The organism is Arthrobacter sp. Soil762, assembly GCF_001428335.1.
GTDB lineage: Bacteria > Actinomycetota > Actinomycetes > Actinomycetales > Micrococcaceae > Arthrobacter.
Genome location: NZ_LMSG01000001.1, coordinates 1 through 18,409 on the forward strand (window position 1 = coordinate 1; position 18,409 = coordinate 18,409).

The 18,409-nt window shown below is 65.6% G+C and carries 14 protein-coding genes and 3 pseudogenes; 7 read left to right on the forward strand and 10 right to left on the reverse strand.

The features are described 5' to 3' along the window. Positions 1-141: 141 nt before the first annotated feature. A pseudogene (locus tag ASG77_RS22940) lies at positions 142-839 on the reverse strand (DUF305 domain-containing protein); the annotation flags it as partial. A gap of 282 nt (positions 840-1,121) precedes the next feature. Next, entirely contained in the window at positions 1,122-1,598 is a 477-nt protein-coding gene (locus ASG77_RS00010) for a hypothetical protein (protein WP_056339498.1), read from the reverse strand. A gap of 190 nt (positions 1,599-1,788) precedes the next feature. Here ASG77_RS00010 and ASG77_RS00015 point away from each other — a divergent pair, with 190 nt between their 5' ends. Together ASG77_RS00015 and ASG77_RS00020 are read left to right on the forward strand one after the other, a co-directional pair. Continuing rightward, positions 1,789-2,565, forward strand: coding sequence for a hypothetical protein (locus ASG77_RS00015; protein WP_156380142.1), 777 nt, complete (start codon positions 1,789-1,791; stop codon positions 2,563-2,565). A 609-nt stretch (positions 2,566-3,174) separates the two neighbouring features. Beyond that, positions 3,175-5,622, forward strand: a complete 2,448-nt coding sequence (locus tag ASG77_RS00020) for a heavy metal translocating P-type ATPase (protein WP_200950591.1) — start codon at positions 3,175-3,177, stop codon at positions 5,620-5,622. 161 nt (positions 5,623-5,783) lie between these two features. Here the strand turns inward: ASG77_RS00020 and ASG77_RS20945 are convergent. The 5 genes and pseudogenes from ASG77_RS20945 to ASG77_RS22945 all read right to left on the reverse strand — a co-directional run. Beyond that, positions 5,784-6,573, reverse strand: a pseudogene (locus tag ASG77_RS20945) (phosphoketolase); the annotation flags it as partial. A gap of 20 nt (positions 6,574-6,593) precedes the next feature. Next, positions 6,594-7,067, reverse strand: a complete 474-nt coding sequence (locus ASG77_RS00035) for a universal stress protein (RefSeq protein ID WP_056339512.1) — start codon at positions 7,065-7,067, stop codon at positions 6,594-6,596. 45 nt (positions 7,068-7,112) lie between these two features. After that, positions 7,113-9,752: a cation-translocating P-type ATPase gene (locus ASG77_RS00040; protein ID WP_082575752.1), complete on the reverse strand. Its 2,640-nt coding sequence runs from the start codon at positions 9,750-9,752 to the stop codon at positions 7,113-7,115. 2 nt (positions 9,753-9,754) lie between these two features. Next, complete coding sequence (locus ASG77_RS00045; RefSeq protein WP_056339515.1) at positions 9,755-10,765, reverse strand: zinc-dependent alcohol dehydrogenase family protein; 1,011 nt, start codon at positions 10,763-10,765, stop codon at positions 9,755-9,757. Next, positions 10,747-11,460 carry a hypothetical protein gene (locus ASG77_RS22945; protein ID WP_082575753.1) on the reverse strand — a complete coding sequence of 238 codons (714 nt, stop codon included), beginning with the start codon at positions 11,458-11,460 and terminating at the stop codon, positions 10,747-10,749. The genes ASG77_RS00045 and ASG77_RS22945 overlap by 19 nt, the downstream gene beginning before the upstream one ends. A gap of 327 nt (positions 11,461-11,787) precedes the next feature. On the opposite strand from ASG77_RS22945, the gene ASG77_RS00055 reads away from it, so the two are divergent. The 4 genes and pseudogenes from ASG77_RS00055 to ASG77_RS22950 all read left to right on the forward strand — a co-directional run. Then, positions 11,788-12,231 carry a universal stress protein gene (locus tag ASG77_RS00055; protein WP_056339519.1) on the forward strand — a complete coding sequence of 148 codons (444 nt, stop codon included), beginning with the start codon at positions 11,788-11,790 and terminating at the stop codon, positions 12,229-12,231. 80 nt (positions 12,232-12,311) lie between these two features. Next, positions 12,312-12,968, forward strand: a complete 657-nt coding sequence (locus ASG77_RS00060; RefSeq protein WP_056339520.1) for an integrator complex subunit 9 — start codon at positions 12,312-12,314, stop codon at positions 12,966-12,968. A gap of 105 nt (positions 12,969-13,073) precedes the next feature. Further along, the gene (locus ASG77_RS00065) at positions 13,074-13,820 is read left to right on the forward strand and encodes a glucose 1-dehydrogenase (RefSeq protein WP_056339523.1); all 747 of its coding nucleotides are present in this window, start codon (positions 13,074-13,076) and stop codon (positions 13,818-13,820) included. A 161-nt stretch (positions 13,821-13,981) separates the two neighbouring features. After that, positions 13,982-14,335, forward strand: a pseudogene (locus ASG77_RS22950) (universal stress protein); the annotation flags it as partial. Positions 14,336-14,349: 14 nt separating this feature from the next. Here the strand turns inward: ASG77_RS22950 and ASG77_RS00075 are convergent. Then, positions 14,350-14,838 (reverse strand): pyridoxamine 5'-phosphate oxidase family protein, encoded by a 489-nt coding sequence (locus tag ASG77_RS00075; protein WP_056339527.1) that lies wholly within the window; start codon positions 14,836-14,838, stop codon positions 14,350-14,352. A gap of 211 nt (positions 14,839-15,049) precedes the next feature. Between ASG77_RS00075 and ASG77_RS00080 the strand changes: the two genes are divergently transcribed. Next, positions 15,050-15,472: a pyridoxamine 5'-phosphate oxidase family protein gene (locus ASG77_RS00080; protein ID WP_056339529.1), complete on the forward strand. Its 423-nt coding sequence runs from the start codon at positions 15,050-15,052 to the stop codon at positions 15,470-15,472. Between the two features lie 6 nt (positions 15,473-15,478). Here the strand turns inward: ASG77_RS00080 and ASG77_RS00085 are convergent, their stop codons facing one another. Together ASG77_RS00085 and ASG77_RS00090 are read right to left on the reverse strand one after the other, a co-directional pair. Next, positions 15,479-17,383: a heavy metal translocating P-type ATPase gene (locus ASG77_RS00085; RefSeq protein WP_082575755.1), complete on the reverse strand. Its 1,905-nt coding sequence runs from the start codon at positions 17,381-17,383 to the stop codon at positions 15,479-15,481. 30 nt (positions 17,384-17,413) lie between these two features. Continuing rightward, a complete protein-coding gene (locus ASG77_RS00090) occupies positions 17,414-18,355 on the reverse strand; it encodes an alcohol dehydrogenase catalytic domain-containing protein (protein ID WP_056339532.1) in 942 nt (313 codons plus the stop codon). Between the last annotated feature and the right edge of the window lie 54 nt (positions 18,356-18,409).

Here is an 18,409-nt window from a genome sequence, read left to right on the forward strand (position 1 = left end):
CTTTACAGGCCGCAACTTACGTCAGGCCTCCGCAGCGGACACACTGGACGCAAGGGATTGGTCATGGGGGCTCCAGGGATTCAGCTTGTGAGATGGCAGGGATGGCGCCGGCCCCTGAGGGCCGGCGCCGGAGGACACCGGTCAGAGGGTGGCCAGGAGGTCCTTCATTTCCTTGATTTCAGCTTCCTGGGCGGTCACGATGTTTTTGCTGAGTTTGATCGCGTCGGCGTTCTTGCCCTGGGACGTTTCGGTTTTGGCCATCATCACGGCGCCTTCGTGGTGGGCGATCATCTGGGTCAGGAAGAGCTTGGCCGCTGCGGTGCCCTGGGCGGCTTCGAGCTGCTTCAGGTCGCCCTCGCCCATCATGCCGTCCATGCTGTGGCCGGCGCCCATGGTGGCGGATTCGTTCCAGCTCTTCAGCCAGCCCGTCATCGTTTCGATCTCCGGTGCCTGGGCTGCCTTGATTTTGGTGGCCAGGTCAGTGACCGACGCGGGGATGTCTTTCGTTCCAGCTCTTCAGCCAGCCCGTCATCGTTTCGATCTCCGGTGCCTGGGCTGCCTTGATTTTGGTGGCCAGGTCAGTGACCGACGCGGGGATGTCCTGCTTCTGAAGCATCATCTCGCTCATTTCCACGGCCTGTTCGTGGTGCGGGATCATTCCCTGGGCGAACATGGTGTCGGCCGCGTTGTGTTCGTCCGCGGCAGCCGGTGCACTGCTGGACATCATCCCCGGGCCCTGGCCCATGCCCGGCATGGAACTGCCGGTCGAGGCGGAGCTGGAGGTGGCGGAGGATCCGGGTGTCCCGGTTGAGCATCCGGCGAGGGCGAGTGCCGCGGCGNCCATGCCCGGCATGGAACTGCCGGTCGAGGCGGAGCTGGAGGTGGCGGAGGATCCGGGTGTCCCGGTTGAGCATCCGGCGAGGGCGAGTGCCGCGGCGACGGCAGTGGTGGAAAGGGCAAGGAATTTCTTGTTCATCATGGTTTTCGGGTCCTTCAAGACATCAGGTGCCGCGTGGGCGCCGTGGTGGGTGAGTGTGCATCGGTGATGCGCCGGAGGGGCTCGAACGAGCCGGCACCGGGCAGGGATAGCGCGCTGGCCAGTTCGCAGCGCGGGGCCCGTTTTACGTTCGGCTGATGCAGAGCTCACCCGGCGAAGGACTGCCGGGAAGATAGGACCACCGCAGGCCGATCGCGCTGGGCATCGCTGCGTTGGTGTTCCGGGCGATGATTCCGGTGCCCGGCAGCGGGGCGGCCAGGGAGCCGGTTTTCGCCGACGGGGTGCAGGCCGCGTTCATGGACTGCATGCTGGTGCAGTTGTTCGAGTCCGTGCACCGCACGGTCCGGGCACCGGCTTCGTCCTGCGCCGCGGACCTTTCCGGGGCAGAGGATGGTCCGGCAGAAGCTTCTGCCGTGTGGCCGGCAGGGGATGAGTCATGAGGGGCGCTGACCGATGCAGTCGCCGTGGCTGGGGAGTGCATGGCATGGGTGGCGGTCATGACGTGCATACCGAAGATACCGGCGATCAGGGCCAGGACCGCGGTAAACAGGCCCGCACGGCGAAGGAACGTGATCGCCGGGGCGTGTGCCGGTGCGGTCATAACGTTCCTCCCTTCTGTTGCGGGCTTACTGGTTCAAGGTTACCGGCCATGTGGTGGGGCAGTTGCCGATACAACGATCCGGCCCCGGATTCTGTTACTGCCGCCGGCCGGTGCAGGTGAGAGGCCGGGATCCTCGGAACCTTGCGGACAAAACGATGCGGGACCACACTGAGGGCAACAGGTGCAGGACGTGGCCAACGATCCCCGGCTGATCCTCGCCGACGAGCCCACTGCGAACCTGGACGCGAAGACCGGCCAGGACGTGACATTGCTCCTGTGTGAGACAGCCTGCCGGGAGAACAGGGCTGTCATCATGGTCAGCCATGACCAGCGGCTCCGGACCGCCGCGAAAAAGGGTGATCACCATCGAGGACGGACGCCTCGCAGCGGAAGAACGCGGGGAACACGACCGGCACTGCCGGATGCACCCGACAGGATCACCGTCATGAAGATGACTGATGAGGAACTGCTCGCGGCGCTGGCTGACCCGGCCGACGACCCGGCCCGGATGGAACGGATCAGCACGGAAATCGATGCCGAATTCCGCCTGCTCTCGGGCCGGCTGGGCAAGGCAGTCGCTGTCTTCGGATCCGCGCGTCCCGGACCGGAGGATCCCCGCTACACGGCAGCCCGGACGATGGGTGCGCGGTTTGCGGACGCCGGGTTCGCGGTGATCACCGGGGGAGGCCCGGGCCTGATGGAAGCGGCCAACCGCGGCGCCACGGAAGCCGGCGGCACCCCCGCCGCTCTCGGCATTCAGGGAGGCGGCGCGCTCCCGCTTCGACCTTGTCACCGCCTGGACCATGCTCGTGCCCGTCATCGGCGTCGGAGTCTCGCTGTTCCTCCCCGGAGAACGGCCGCCACCGTGGGCCGTGGCCGGCATCGGCCTGGACATGGTCTCGCTCTGGCTTGTAGCCCGTCCACCCCGCACCTGGACAAGCCGGGGCACGGGGACCAAAGACTCTGACGCGGCAGGCCGTGCGGGACCATAGTGAACCACAGGTGCCGGTGCATCCGCGGAAGGAGACGGCGATGATGTATTGGGACGGGAACATGGACCTCCGGGGATACATCCTGATGGGTGCGGGCTTCGTCCTGTTCTGGGCCGCTGTCATCACCGCCATCATCTTCTTTGCCCGCTCTATGGGCGCGGGCAACCCGCAAGTACGAGGGCGGCGGACAGGGTCCGGGAGTTGCGGAAAACCTGCTCGTGGAACGGTTTTCCACGCGGTGAAATCGACGAGAGCGAATACACCACCCGGCTCACCGTGCTCCGCCAGAGCCGCCGGACGTAATCCGCCGCCATCTCCGGGCGTACACCTTGACGGATACCCCATAGGGGTATACGTTCGGCTTTAACCGGAAAACGACGTCGCGGGCCACCGCCCATACGCAGTGAAGGTCCGACAGCGGGTGGACCGAACCCCCCGCCCTCCCCGGATCCCTCACTGCCAAAGGACACACCTTGCCTGCCGCACCCCAACCCCCACACGATCACCAACCGGCAGCGGCCAACAGCAGCCTGTCTGTTGATCCGGACGGCCCGTCCGGCAGCAGCGGCGCCGAAGGAGGAGCAGTGACCACGCATCTGAAACGCACCGTCGTGGAGGTCCGCGGCCTGCACTGGGCCACCTCCAAAGCGGTCGTGGAACACGTCCTGCTGCAGCAGCCCGGAGTCGCCGCCGTCGACGCGAACGCGGTCGCCCAGACCGCGACCGTGAGCTTCGACCCGTCCGTGACCTCCGTGGAGCAGATCTCCGGGTGGATCCGGGACTGCGGATACCACTGCCGGGGCGAATCGGTCCCCGATCACGTCTGCTACCCGATGGACGAAACAAGGCGCACGCCCGGGTCGGGGCATGACACCGCCGGCAAGGCCGGACCCGTCCATCCGCATGCCGGACACGTCCACCCCGGCTACAGCCCGGATCAGCATGGTGCGATGGCCCGGACGCCGCAGGACGTGATGGGCCATGGCGGACATCACGCCGGCATGTCGATGGATGACATGGTCAAGGACATGCGGAACCGGTTCCTGGTCGCGGCGATCCTGTCGGTGGGTGTGACGCTGTGGTCCCCGATGGGCCGGGACATGTTCGGCTTCACCGCGCCGACGCCGTTCGGGCTTCGTGACGACGTGATGGCCTTGATTCTGTCGCTGCCGGTCATCTTTTACTCGGCGTGGATCTTCTTCGATGGCGCCTATCGGGCGCTGAAGGCCCGAACCCTGGACATGATGGTCCTGGTCGCGATCGCCGTGGGCACCGGATGGCTTTACAGCGTCTATGTCACCTTGACCGGCGGCGGCGAGGTGTTCTACGAAGCCGCCACCGTCCTGACCTCCTTCGTGCTGCTGGGCCACTGGTTCGAGATGCGCGCACGCGGCGGGGCGAACGAGGCCATCCGCACACTGCTCGAGCTTGCCCCGCCGGTCGCCGTCGTCATCCGTGACGGCGACACGGTCGAGATCCCCACCTCCGAAGTCCAGACCGGGGACCTGCTGCTGATCCGGCCGGGATCGAAAATCCCCGTTGACGGGGAGGTCGAGGACGGACAGTCAGAGGTCGACGAGTCCATGGTCACGGGCGAGAGCCTTCCGGTGACCAAGACCACCGGCTCGGAAGTCATCGGCGCCTCCATCAACACCACGGGCACGATGCGGGTCCGGGCCACCAAGGTCGGAGCCGACACCGCCCTGGCCCAAATTGTGGCCCTCGTCCAGGAAGCCCAGAACTCCAAGGCACCAGGGCAGCGGCTGGCGGACAGGGCCGCGTTCTGGCTTGTCCTGGTCGCCCTGATCGGTGGGACGGTGACCTTTGCCGCGTGGCTCGGCATCGGCGTCGGGGTTCAGGCCGCCCTGTTGTTCGCCATCACCGTTGTCGTGATCACCTGCCCCGACGCGCTGGGGCTTGCCACACCGACGGCGATCATGGTCGGCACCGGCCTCGGCGCCAAACGGGGCGTCCTGTTCAAGAACGCCACCGCCCTGGAGGTTTCCGCCCGGATCGACACCGTCGTGATGGACAAGACCGGAACCCTGACCAGGGGCGAACCGGAAGTGACCGACGTCGTCGTCGAAGGAATTAGCGAAAGCGAACTTCTGGCCCTCGTCGCCGCGGTGGAGCAGGAATCCGAACACCCGCTCGCCGCCGCCGTGGTCCGGCATGCCCAGGAACAGGGTGCACCCGTCCTGTCGGCCTCGGAATTCCTCAATGTTCCCGGGCACGGGGCCGGCGCCACCGTGGACGGGCGCCGGGTGCTGGTCGGCAACCGCAAGCTCATGGCGAACGAAGGTATCGACCTGGGCCCGCTGGCCGCGGTGCGCGATGAACTTGCCGCCACCGGACGGACCGCCGTGCTCGTCGCTGTCGACGGCAAGGCCGCGGCGGTGATCGCTTTGGCGGACGCCGCGAGAGAAACCGCGGCCGCCGCAGTCGCAGCCCTGCACGAGGCCGGGATCGAGGTCGTCATGCTCACCGGAGACAACGAAGCGACCGCACGGAGGATCGCCGGTCAGCTGGGCATTGACACCGTCATTGCCGAAGTACTTCCCGGAGACAAATCAGCGAAGATCGCCGAACTGCAACAGACAGGGAAGAAAGTCGCCATGGTCGGGGACGGCGTCAACGACGCCCCGGCCCTGGCGCAGGCCGACCTGGGCATCGCGATCGGGGCCGGCACCGATGTGGCCATCGAAACCGCAGACCTCGTGCTCATGCGCTCTGACCCGCTGGATGTGCCGATCGCCTTGTGGATCGGCAAAGGCACCCTGCGCAAGATGCGGCAGAACCTGGGCTGGGCAGTGGGGTACAACGCGATAGCCCTGCCGATCGCGGCAGGGGTTTTCGCCTTCGCCGGCCTTGTCCTTAGCCCCGAGATCGCTGCCCTGTCGATGTCCGGGTCCAGCTTCCTGGTCGCCGTCAACGCCCTGCTGCTCAAGAGGCTCCGGCTTCCCCGGCCGGAATCACCGGAGGCCACCCCCGCACAGGCTGACCGGCCGCTGGCCCCGGCCGGGAACCGCTAAGCGACCACCGCCATGGACATCCGCCTCATCACCCGGGTGCTGTTTCTGCGGGCCGCGTGGCGGAGACGGGACCACTGGGGCACGGCCCGGATCGCCGCCCATCAGGACCATGCCCTGCAGGAACTGCGCCGCGCAACCTACGCCGGCTCAGAGTTCTACCGGTCCAGGGCGGAGGCCAGCTCCGGGTGGACTGCCGCTGGATCATCGCCATCCACAACAAGTGGCTCCCAGCCGTGCGCCCTGAGCAGGGCCGCCACGTCGTCGTTGGTATGCCGGCCGAGCACCGTTGGACCGGAAATCTTGTGGCCATTGAGATGAAGTATCGGCAGGACGGCTCCGTCACGGGCAGGGTTAAGGAGCGACGGGGCTTTCCATGAAGCCTCCAGGGGTCCCGTTTCCGCTTCGCCGTCACCTACCACGCAGGCAGCGATGAGCCCGGGATTATCCATGACGGCACTAGTGGCATGCGCGAGCGAGTATCCCAGCTCTCCACCCTCATGGATGAGCCGGGGACCGCCGGCCCAACATGGCTACCAATTCCGCCCGGGGTGGAGAACTGACGGACCAGGCGGCGAAGCCTCGGCTATGTCCCGACCGACTTCCGGGTAGATCTCCGAGTATGTCCCTTCGAGATAGACGTTGGCCAACGATGGCCGGGCCGCCATGACCAGGGCCCGCGATAAACGCAATGTTGGCCCGGTTCTTGCGGATCAGCCTGTTGAGGTGGACGTAAACGAGGGACAGCCCAGGCGACGTTCCCCAGTGTCCCAGCAGCCGGGGCTTGATGTGCTGAGGACGTAGCGGCTCCCGCAGTAGGACGTTGTCCTGCAAATAGATCTGGGCAACCGTGAGGTAGTTGGCAGCGTGCCAGTACCGGTCAACGAGGGCCAGGTCGTCTCTCCCGCTGCCGCCGTCGCCTCCGGCAGCATCCTGGTTCAGTTGTATGTCCATGCGTTTCCCTCCACCGCAAATCAGCCCGGGGCGCTTTCGGTGGAGTTCGCTTGGTCAACCAAAAGCACGGGACAGTGTGAATGCGCCGCACAGGCCCTGCCCACGGACCCGATCGCCTGCGACAGGAAACCTCCGCCACCGTGGCGGCCGATCACCAGCAGCTGGGCGTCGCGGCTCTCCTCGACAAGGACCTTTGCCGGCGACCCGAATTTGACTGTCACGCCCAGGCGAGCCGGCCGATCTTCGCCGAAGGCCCTGTCGAGCGCTTCGTCAGCCAGCCGCGCAGCCGTTTCCTCCAGCTGCTGGGTGAACTTTTCATATCCCAGATCCAGGTGCGAGGCAATGTAGAAGTCGGGAGTCCCTATGCATGTGATGGCTTCAAGGGGGGCATCGAAGCTATCGGCCACGCGGCGTGCCAGCCTGAGCGCATTGGACGAGTATTCCGAGCCGTCGACGCCAACGATGATCCGGGGCGATGTTGCTTGGGTGTTCATGTCTCCACAGTGCCGGTGCGACGGCTGCGGGACAAGGGACTAAGGTCACATGCGGGGCCTTCCCATGTGCCGAATGCGCTTATGCACAAAGTCGGCGGCCAGGACGGCAGGGACGGCCAGCACTGCGAGCAGGGCGCCAAACGGCGACGGCGGAGCCTGGCCCAGGACGGCCGCAACAGAGGGGATGAACAGGAAGATCAGTAAGGCAGCCACTTCGGCCAGAACTGCCCACTGCAACATCCTGTTGCCCAGCCATCCCAGCTGCCACGGAGGTTTCGTCGTGCTGCGGCACGCATATGCGTTCGCGAACTGGCCAAGGACCACAGCCGTGAAGGCCGCACCGGAGGCCTCCAAGAGCACGGTTTCGGAATGGCCGGCGCCACCCGAAAACCATCCAGCAGCTGAAAGGACCAAGGTGAATGCAGTCATCTCGATCAGCGCTTCGATCGGTCCGAGCACGGCGAAAACCCTGACCATTAGGGCGCGGTCCATGAGGTGCCGCCGTTCCGGCGGACGCCGCATCACCCCGGCACCCGCTTCCTCGCCGCCCAGGGCAAGGGCCGGCAGCAGGTCCGTACCGATGTCCAGGGCGAGGATTTGCAGGACGCCCAGGGCGAGCGGAAAGGATCCCCCTGAGAGCGCCCAAATGACGAACGGCGTAAGTTCCGCGACGTTGTCGGTCAGGTGGTACGTCAGGAATCGGCGGATGTTCGCATAAGTGGCACGTCCTTGCTCGATGGCAGCAATGATGGTGGCGAAGTCGTCGTCGAGAAGCACCAGGTCGGCCGCTTCGCGGGCGACGTCGGTTCCGCCGACGCCCATGGCAACGCCAACGTCGGCCTCGCGCAGGGCCGGTCCATCATTCACGCCATCGCCCGTCATGGCGAGTACGTGCCCGCGGCGTTGCAGGGCGCGGGCAACCATGAGTTTCTGCTCGGGAGTCACCCGGCTGACCACGACGCCGTCGTGATCCAGCAGCTCCCCCAGCTCCTGTTCATCGGAAGGAAGGTTTTGGCCGTCAACGAACCTCTCGTCATCCAGGGACAGCCCGATTTCGCGGGCGATCGCGGCGGCGGTGGAGGGATGGTCTCCAGTGACCATCGCCACCCTAACCCCTGCTTGACGCGTCTTGTGGAGCGCCTCGGCGACGGTTGGACGGGGTGGATCGTGCAGCCCGATAAGTCCGAGCAGGACCAAATCCGACTCGAGTTCATCGGCCCGGAGGCCGTCTACGCTGGAGAGCGGCCCTTCTTCAAACGTCCGCCCCGCGACGGCGAGTAAACGCAAACCTTCCGAGGCCATGCGCTCAATGGCCGAATGAACCGTGGCAGTATCCACCAAAACCGCACTGCCGCCGTCGGGCCCTGTCATCCTGGCACACAGTGGCAGGACCGTTTCCGGTGCGCCTTTCATGGAGAGGATGGATCCGACGAGAACTGATTCGCGCCGGCGGGCGGGCGTGAACGGCAGCCGCGCCATGTCCGGAGTGTTGCCCGCCGAGCGCGTGGCCTGGAGCCTGGCGGCCAGGGCGTCAAGGGCGGCCTCCATGGGGTCGCCATCCGGTTCCCATGATCCGTTACGGAGCATGGTTCGTCCGCGAGAGGCTAGCGCAGCGGCAGCGGCGGCCTGCCGGGCCAGCCCAACAGCGGCCGTCGGGCCTTCGACGTCACCGATGGGCTGATAGCCCTCCCCTGCGATCCTGACAGTGCCCGCTGGTGTCCACACTTCCACGGCGCTCATGCGGTTCTGCGTCAGGGTTCCGGTCTTGTCGGTGCAGATGAACGTGGTGGACCCGAGGGTCTCCACCGCCTGCAGGTGGCGAACCAGGGCCTTTTTGCCGGCCATGCGCTGCGCTCCCATGGCGAGGGACAGCGTCACGGTGGGCAGCAACCCTTCCGGGATCAGCGCCACCGCCACGCCGATGGCGAAGAGGAAAGCGTCACGCGAGGAGATCCCGATCATCGCCGATACGGCGAAAAACACTCCACCAACGGTCAGCGCAACGACGGCGATGGTCCGCACAATGCGCTCCAGCTCAAGGGTCAGGGGGCTCGGCGGCCTCTTGACGTTGGCGGTCAACGCGGCGATCTGAGCCAGGCGGGTGGAAGTTCCCGTTGCGATGACGATGCCTTCAGCATCACCGTTGACCAGGAATGTTCCGCCTGTCCCCGGCGCTCCCGCCTGCTTGGGGACCGGCTCGCTTTCGCCGGTCAGCATTGACTCGTCCACGGAACAGCCGGAGGCCGCGGCAAAGCGGGTGTCGGCGGGGATCCGGTCCCCGGCGGTGAGAAGGACTACATCCCCCGGGACAAGCTCCGTGGCAGCAACGCGGGTTGGTTTGCCGTCGCGCCGGACCAGCACCTGCGTGGGCAGCAGTGCCCTGAGCTTTGCGGCAGCATGCTCCGCCCGCTCCTCCTGGACGTAGGCGAAGACGCCGTTGATGATCACCACGGCCACGATCGCGATACCCAGCTGGGGCATGCCCGCAACAAAGGCCAGGCCGGCGGCCGCCCAGAGGAGCAGGGCAAAGAAGTGCACGAACTCTGCCAGCAGCCGTTGCCAGCGCGGAACGGTCCCTACGTCGGGCAGCTGATTCGGGCCGTGGACGCGGAGGAGGTTCCGGGCATCGTCAGACGTCAATCCGCCGGAGCCCGCATCCCGGATGGTCCTTGCGGCCTCAGCCACGGTCAGTGCCCTTTGCCTGGCAGCAGAACCGCCGCCCCGGTAATCCTGTCTTCGGCCAGGTCGCGCAGTGCCGTGTTCGCTGCTGAGAGCGGGTAGGCTGTGGTGCTTGGCTGCAGCGGAATCCGGCTCGCTATCGACATGAATTCGTTGCCGTCCTGCCGGGTGTTGGCCGTGACACTGCGGACCTGGCGCTCGTAGAAGAGTTCCTTGGCGTAGTTGAGCGGAGGAAGGTCGCTCAGGTGGATTCCTGCGATGGCCAAGGTCCCACCGCGGTCCAGTGCCCTCAGCGCCACGGGGACCAAATCGCCGACAGGGGCGAACAGGATCGCAGAATCCAAGGGCACAGGCGGCTGCTGCCGGGCATCGCCGGCGAAGGCTGCGCCGAGGTCCAGCGCCAGTTGGCGCGCCTTCTCCGAGCGTGTCATCACGTAGACCTCGGCCCCCTCGAACAGTGCGATTTGTGCGGCAAGGTGCGCTGAACCGCCAAAGCCGTAGATGCCCAGCCGCCCTCCCTTCGGCAGCGCTGCGCGCCGCAGTGCCCTGTACCCGATGATCCCGGCACACAGCAGCGGTGCGGCCTGTTCATGGGTGAAAACCTCGGGGATGGGATAGGCATAGTCTTCGTTGACCACCATCAATTCCGCGTAACCGCCATCCCTGTCCCATCCGTTGAAGCACGGAGTGAGGCACAGATTCTCTTGATCATTCAGGCAGAATCGGCAGGTTCCGCACGTGCCTCCCAGCCAGGCAGCACCCACGCGTTCACCGATGCGGAACCTCGCACTGCTTTCACCCATGCCAGCCACCTCACCGACCACCTCGTGCCCGGGAATGACACCAGGGGCACGGGGTGGAAGGTCACCCTCGGCCAGGTGCAGGTCTGTCCTGCAGACCCCGCAGGCCCGGACTTTCAGCAGGATCTCTCCCGGGCCGGGTTCGGGCTCCGGCCGGTCCCCGCCCTTCAGCGGATGATCCGCGATCGGACCGGGATGCTCTACCCACCATGCGCGCATGCGTGCCTCCTTCGAGTCACCGGGGTCCCCTGACGGGTGCCGGTAGCCTGCCGCCCTCCCCGCCGACGTGTCCGGACGTGGCCGCACCGCGCTGAACCTTCTCCCAGATTCTGCGAAGAAGTGATGCGGTAATAGGGCCAAAAGGCCCTCACTGCGCTGTAGGTGGCCGCCGCGGCGGCCACCTGGCTGAGGAGACCGACGGCGGCGGCGCCGCTGTTGCGCGTCGGCGAGGTCCCGCCGCTGAGCGACGGCGGCGCCCCCAGGGGACACGACCGCGGCGGTCGGCAGTCATCGTCGAACCTTGCGCCGTCACACCGTGCCGGGCGCGACAGCGGCTCCAGGTGTCTCGCCGTCCGTGCCCTGAAGCGCCGGCCGTGCTCACCCATTCTGCCTGTAAACACCAACGCGTGGGCGCCTCCAGCTGCCACGTTGTAGGCACCGATGTACTTGGCCAGCCGGTGGGCCGCCATGTCCAGGGCGAGCCGGGCGCCCGTCTGGCCTTGTTCGGCAGCCTGCCCCACATCTCTCATGTCGGAGAAACCGGACAAACCCAGCAGGCCGGAGGCACTGTTCAGCATCGCTTCAATCGAGTCTGCGTCCAAGCCGTGACGTTGGAGAAAGACCACAATTGAGGGGTCGATATCGCCTGAGCGCGTCCCCATGCCGCGGCCAGGGAGAAATCGCTGCCAACCCATCCGGCAGCGGTCGGCTGGCCGAAAGCGAAGAGAAGCGCCCCGCACACACCCGCGCCCAGCGTGGTTGCTACTGCTGGGTGCCGCCTGACCAGGTTTACGGCCCAGTCAGAGCGGTCGGCTGACACCGTCGACTCACGGGCACTCATACGGCTGACGCTACGAGGCCGCCCCGCAGTTAGTCAGAGGCTTTCGACCCGACGCACGGGGAGCTGCGGCGTCGACCTGGCAGTGGGTGGTCACCGGGTCAGTGACTTTTGGCCCTATCGACGACCGATTCACCGGACCAGTCTTGGATCACAACGACCAACGGAGGAGCCGGAGAACGCCATGGCCAGGAAACAGCCCCCGAAGATCATCGTTGGAGTTGACGGTTCTGAAGCCTCCATTGAGGCCCTTCGGGAGGCGCAAAAGCTGGCCCTGCCATTGGGCGCCACGGTCGAGGCATGGACCTGCTGGGAGTTTCCCATCGGCTATGAGGCCTACCTCGCGATCGGAGTTGATGGTTTCGCCCGGCCCGCGCAGGAATCGCTCGAAGCCGCCGTCAGCACAGCCTTCGGCCCCGAGCAACCTCGAAACGTGGTCACCCGACTGGTGCACGGCCATCCACGCTCTTCACTGATTGACGCCAGCAGGAAGGCGCTTCTGCTCGTAGTCGGCCGACGTGGACACGGCGGCTTCGGAGAACTGCTGCTGGGATCTGTCAGTTCAGCCTGCGTCGCCCACGCACACTGCCCCGTGCTGGTGGTCCATGTCCCCGAAGCCCCAGTATGAACGGGCCGAGAAGCGCAGCGCATCCACCTCGGCATCCCAGGAGCAGGCGTCATGAGCCGCTGCCCACACCGGAGGCCGACATGAAAGACAGTCCTGCCCTGCTGCGGTTCCTCGGAGCCACGGACACAGTCACCGGATCCCGCTACCCCCTTGAGTCGCACGGCCGCCGGGTTCTGGCCGACTGCGGCCTGTTCCAAGGGTACAAGCGGTTGCGCCAGCGAAACTGGGTTCCCTCTCCTGTAACCCCGGCATCCATTGACCAGGCACGGCCGCCAAAGGCTCTGGAGTCCGCCCGGGTCCCCATGATGGAGTCCACTTACGGTAATCGTGCCCGTCCCCTCGGCGACCCGGCGGCCATGCTCGCGGACGTAGTCAACCGCGTTGCCAATAGAAACGGCGTAGTGCTGATGGCGGCCTTTGCTGTTGGCAGGGCCGAAACCCTCCTCCTTCACTTATCCAGGCTTCGCGCCAAACGGGCTATTCCGGACATCCCTGTCTACCTCAACAGCCCCATGGCGATCGATGCCACGGCCATGTACCGCCATCACCGCGAAGAACACCGCCTCAAGCAAGACGAGTACGAGGCGATGTACAAGCTGGCGATCATGACCAGGACGGCGGACGATTCCCGCCTCCTGGATCTTCGGGGCGGTCCGATGATCATCATTTCGGCAAGCGGGATGCCGGCCGGCGGACGCATCCTTCACCACCTCGAAACTCAGTTCCGACCCCCTTAAAGCTGACCGAATGCGCCGGATGAGTGCGGCCCCGTTGCATCGCCCTGACCACTGTTTCGCCAGTGTCACCACCATCAACAGCATCTAGGAAATAGGAGCATCACAATGGAACGCGTCATCGACAAGGTAGCCCTGGTCAGCGGGGGTGCGCGGGGCATCGGAGCCGCTGTGGCATCGAGGTTGCACGGTGAAGGAGCGAGGGTGGTCATAGGCGATGTCCTGGACGAAGAGGGAAAGGAAACCGCGGAGCGGATGGGCTCGGGCGCCCTCTACGTTCACCTCGATGTGACCAGTCCGCAGGACTGGGAGGCCGCAGTGACGGCCGCGGTCGGGATGTTCGGTGGTCTGCACATCCTGGTGAACAATGCAGGCATCGTGAACTTCGCCCCGATTGAGGAGTACACCCTGGACCAATGGAATACCGTCATCGCCGTCAACTTGACCGGCACCTTCAACGGAATCAAGGCTGCGATACCGGCCCTGAAGCAGTCCAAGGGCGGGGCCATCATCAACATCTCCTCGATTGCCGGCATCCGCGGCTATGAGCAGATCCCGGGATACACGGCCTCGAAGTTCGGCGTACGCGGACTTACCAAGAGTGCTGCACTGGACTTGGGGCGTCATGGCATCAGGGTGAACTCCGTCCATCCCGGTGTCATCTCTACTCCGATGACGGCCGGCATGACGATGGACATGAGTCACGTAGCGCTCAACCGCATAGGCCATCCCGGGGAAGTTGCCGACCTCGTCCTGTACCTGTCCTCGAACGAATCATCGTTCGTAACCGGAGCCGAATTCGTCATCGACGGAGGTGACACCGCTGGGACGGTAACCCCGCGCCAGGAAGGCTAGCCTCCCGCGGGGAACCGACCCCGCCCAGCCTCCCAGCTAGGTCCGCGGCAGATCGTGACGGATTGCCGTCGTATGGCCACGTTCATCGCCACACCCGAAGCATCGAGAGTCCTCCGCGAATCAGTGATTCGGAGCTCGCCATGGACTGAGCCGCCCAAGAGGCCCTTCGGACGGGACAGGAACTGACGGTCGTCCATGCCTGCGGCCGCGATGCTCCGGCTGCCTCTGGCAGTGAAGGCCAGGAAGCCGTGGATGCAGCCTCGGGCCTTGAGGGCCAGTCGGTGTTGTCTTCGGCAAGGGACAAGCTATCCGGGCGATGCCCCGGGCTGGTGGTGCATGAAGTCATGGACCTGCGCCGTGGCCCGGCAGAAGCTCTGATCGATGCGGGTTCCCGGGCCAGGCTTCTGGTCATGGGGTGCAAGGGAAGGGGAGGGGAGCGTGTCCTGGTTGGCTCGGTGGCCCAGACTGTACTTCTCCACATCCAGTGCCCGACCCTCGTGACACGACCGGCCTGACACACAGCCGCCGGTCAGCTTCTGTCGCCGACGGCTTCCTGACCCGGGGTCGACGTTGGATCGATGGGGGGCCACCAGTGCGTGGGTGGTTCGATGACGAATTTCCGGCCGCTCACTTCGGTGGGGGTGACCCTCACGAGGGTGTCCTTGGCTCCGGGTTCCCAAGGCGACAGTCCGCCATCGAGGGCTTCCTGGATGTTCTCTTCGCCCGTAACGATCTCAGGGACTCCTTTGATGACGACGCTCCAGGCAATGGTGCCGTAGGAGTTGAAGCCGTCGGCCTCCAGCGCGACCGGACCGCCTGAAAGGACGGCGTCGAGTTTGGTCCCCGGGCCTGTCCGGAATATCACTGTTCCGTAGTTGGGAACATAGTTCACGGGGAAGATCTCCGGGGTCCCGTCGCTGATGAGCGCAACCCTGCACGTGGACACGGAGCGGAGATACTTCCAGCAGTCATGGACACTGAGGGTTTCAGTTGACGGCCCTGGCTCAGAATAGGTCATGGCGCCGAGCCTACACGTTCGGTAAGCGCAGGAGTAGGCGCGGAGGAAGGTCCGCCAGGACCGCCGCACGCAGCGGAACGGCGGGCCTTGGTGCAGTCCCAAACGGGACCTTGTACTCTGTCGGAGGCCACGGCGCCGGCGTACGCTTTCGGCAATAACAGCGTCAGCTGATCCGAGGCAGGACGCACCGAGCAGTCCAGGAGTGAGAACCATGGAAAGTGACGAACGACCCGGAACCATCTTGTCCGACGCTGAATCATGGAAAGTGTTCGAACGAAGCCAGCATGGGCGCCTTGCCATCTGCGTCGGGGGCGAACCTGACATTTATCCGATCAATTTCCTGGCCCACAACGGGTTGCTGCTTCTTCGAACGAATCCGGGAACCAAGCTGGCCGGCCTGACGGTAAACGACAAGGTGGCCTTTGAAGTGGACGAGGTTGTCGACGACGAGGCGTGGAGCGTCGTTCTGCACGGCACGGCGCGGGTGATTGAGTCACAGACAGAGATCGACGAAGCGGACAAGCTGCCCCTCAAACCCTGGATCCCGACCCGGAAATATACCTATGTCGAGATCACTCCTAACCGCATCCACGGCAGGCATTTTGAACTGGGTGAGGAACCGGAGCGGTACTGAGCTGGTTCAGCGGCCAGGCACTTGCCGTTTGGCGGGCGGGACGGGCCGCGGCGGACGCGTCAATGGCTGGCCGGCCCGGTCATGCTGTCTGGACTCGCCGCCGAGTGCCCTGAGCGCGTTCAGGATCGTTGCGAGGTCCACAAGTTCTTGCAGGAGGGCGCCGGCGACTGCGGGGACGTAGCCATAGGCGGCGGCCAGCATCAGCCCGATGCTGAGCAGGATGCCGGTCCAGATGCTCATGTGGGCGATGCGGATGGTGCGCTGTCCTATCGACACGGCGGCGGCGACCTTGGACAGGTCATCGAGCATGATCACGACGTCTGCTGACTCGCTGGCGGCCGTGGCTCCTTTGGCGCCCATGGCGACTCCGACGTCTGCGGCTGCCAGGACGGGGGCGTCGTTGACGCCGTCACCGACCATCATTACGGGCCGGGTGCCCAGGGCTGCGACGGCGGCGACTTTGTCAGCCGGAAGGCATTCCGCCAGGACATGGCTGATCCCTGCCTCGGCGGCGATGTGCCAGGCGGTCGCGGCTGTGTCGCCGGTAAGCAGCATTGTCTCCTTGACGCCGAGCGTTCGGAGCGAGGCCAGGGTTTCCACGGCATTTTCCCGCAGGGGATCGCTCATGATCAGTGTTCCTGTGAACTGTCCGTTGACTCCGACGTAGATGCCCAGCTGACCGCTCACCAACTTCGTCCTTTCGAAACCGGTCGTGGCTGATTCAACGAAAGTGGGTTTTCCCACGACGACCGTGTGCTCGCCGCAGGTGGCCGCGACGCCGTCGGTGGCGTGCTCGTGGGCGTCGGTTCCCGTGAGGAGGGGCAGTTCCCGCGTGAGCGCGGCCGCGATGACGGAGGCGGCCAGTACGTGGGAGGAGTACTGTTCCGCGGATGCTGCCAGCTGCAGCAGCCGGGCAGCGGACAGGTGCGGCGCGGCGTTGGGCGAGACCCGGATTTCGTGCAGGGTTGGCCGGCCGCGCGTCAGGGTGCCGGTCTTGTCGAAAACCGCTGTCCGGATCCGGGCAAGTTGCTCGAGGGTACCGGCGTTCTTGATGATGATTCCGGCTTGGGCTGCCCGGCTGGTGCCGGCGAGGAACGCCACCGGTGCCGCGATCAGCAGGGGGCACGGGGTGGCGACGACCAGGACCTGCGCGAATCTGCCGGGGTCCTGGCTGAGGAACCATGCTGTTCCGGCCAGCAGGAACGCCAGCAGGGTGAAGGGGATTGCGTACCGGTCGGCGAGCCTGACTATGGGCGCCCGGCTTGCCGCGGCTTCCTGGACCAGCGCCACAATCTGGCTGTACTGGGAATCGGCCGCGGTGGCCGTTGCCCGCATGCGGACAGCGTTTTCTCCGTTGACGGAGCCGCTGAGCAGTCTCTCGCCTTGCCGGTGTTCCATGGGCAGGCTTTCGCCGGTCAGGGCAGATTCGTCGAAGATCCCCGCCGCCGTGAGAAGCTTTCCGTCAACGGGGACGATTTCCGAGGGCTTGATCAGAAGCACGTCCCCCGGATTGACCCTTTCGACGGGCAGGTCTTCCACGGGAAGTCCAGGGCGTTCCAGGTGCGCGGTCCGCGGGGACCGGTCCAGCAGGGAGCGCAGCTCCCGGGAAGCCCGCCCCTGGGCGAAGGTCTCCAGGGCTTCCCCGCCACTGAGCATCAGCACGATGATCAACGAGGCGATGTACTCGCCGACGGCGACAGTCGCTCCGATCGCTGTCACTGCGAGCAGATCGATTCCCCACCGCCCTCGAAGCAGCCCCCGGACCATCGACACAGCCCGGAACACCGCGATGCCCAGGGAGTAGATGTTTGCCGTTCCCTCCGCAGCCGCCGTGTGACCGGCAGCCAGAAGCGCAGCAACAAGAACCCCGACCAAAAGGGTGGCGGACACCAGCGAAAACCGCATGATCATCGACACGGCGGTCCCTGCCCTGGCCGTCCTTCAGGATTCCTGGTGCTTTTCCCGGCTAAGGATCACTTTCAACGCGTGTGTTTCCGCCGCGCGCGAGAATGTGTCGTAGGCATCCATGATCCGGTCGAACGGAAATTGGTGGGTTGCGAACTTTTCGGCAGGGATGGCGACGTTCCCGCCGGGGCGCACCAGACGCAGTGCCATGTCGAAGGTGTCGGGGATCCCGACGGCTTCGATGGCGACGTCCACCCGGGCGCCGTCAGTCAGGGCCATGACGTCGCCGATCCACCCGGGGCTCACCGGGTTCACGGTGTCGGTGGCACCGAATTCCCGGGCCCGTGCCAGCCGTGATTCATCGAGGTCGATGGCGATGACCGTCGCCGCACCGTGCAGGCCTGCCGTGGCCATGGCCGCCAGGCCGATGGGTCCGGGGCCGACAACGGCGACCGTGTCGCCGGAGCTGATGTGCCCGGCCTGGATGCCGATCTCGAAGGCCGTGGGCAGGATATCGGAGAGCATGACGGCTTGGTCGTCGCTGACCCCGTGCGGGACCTTGTGCAGGGAATTGTCCGCATAGGGGACACGGAGCTGCTCTGCCTGTGTGCCGTCCATAAGGTGGCCGAAGATCCAACCGGTTCCTGCCAGCCCTTCCTCTCCCGCGCAGTGCGAGTAGAGGCCTCGTTTGCAGTTGGTGCAGTGGCCGCAGGATTTGATGCACGAGATGATCACCCGGTCCCCGGCCCGGATCCGGGTGACCGATGGCCCGACGCGGGTGACCGTGCCGACGCCTTCGTGGCCAAGGACGCGTCCTTCCTGGACGGCCGGCACGTCGCCTTTGAGGATGTGCAGGTCAGTGCCGCAGATGGTGGTGGTATCGATACGGACCACGGCGTCGGTGGGGTGGATAATCCGGGGGTCCGGGGCGTCAGTACAGGACTTCTTGCCGGGTCCACCATAAACAAGGGCTTTCATGTGGTTTCCATCCGGTTGGAGGCCCAGCGCCGGGGCACAGGCGCCGGTGATCGG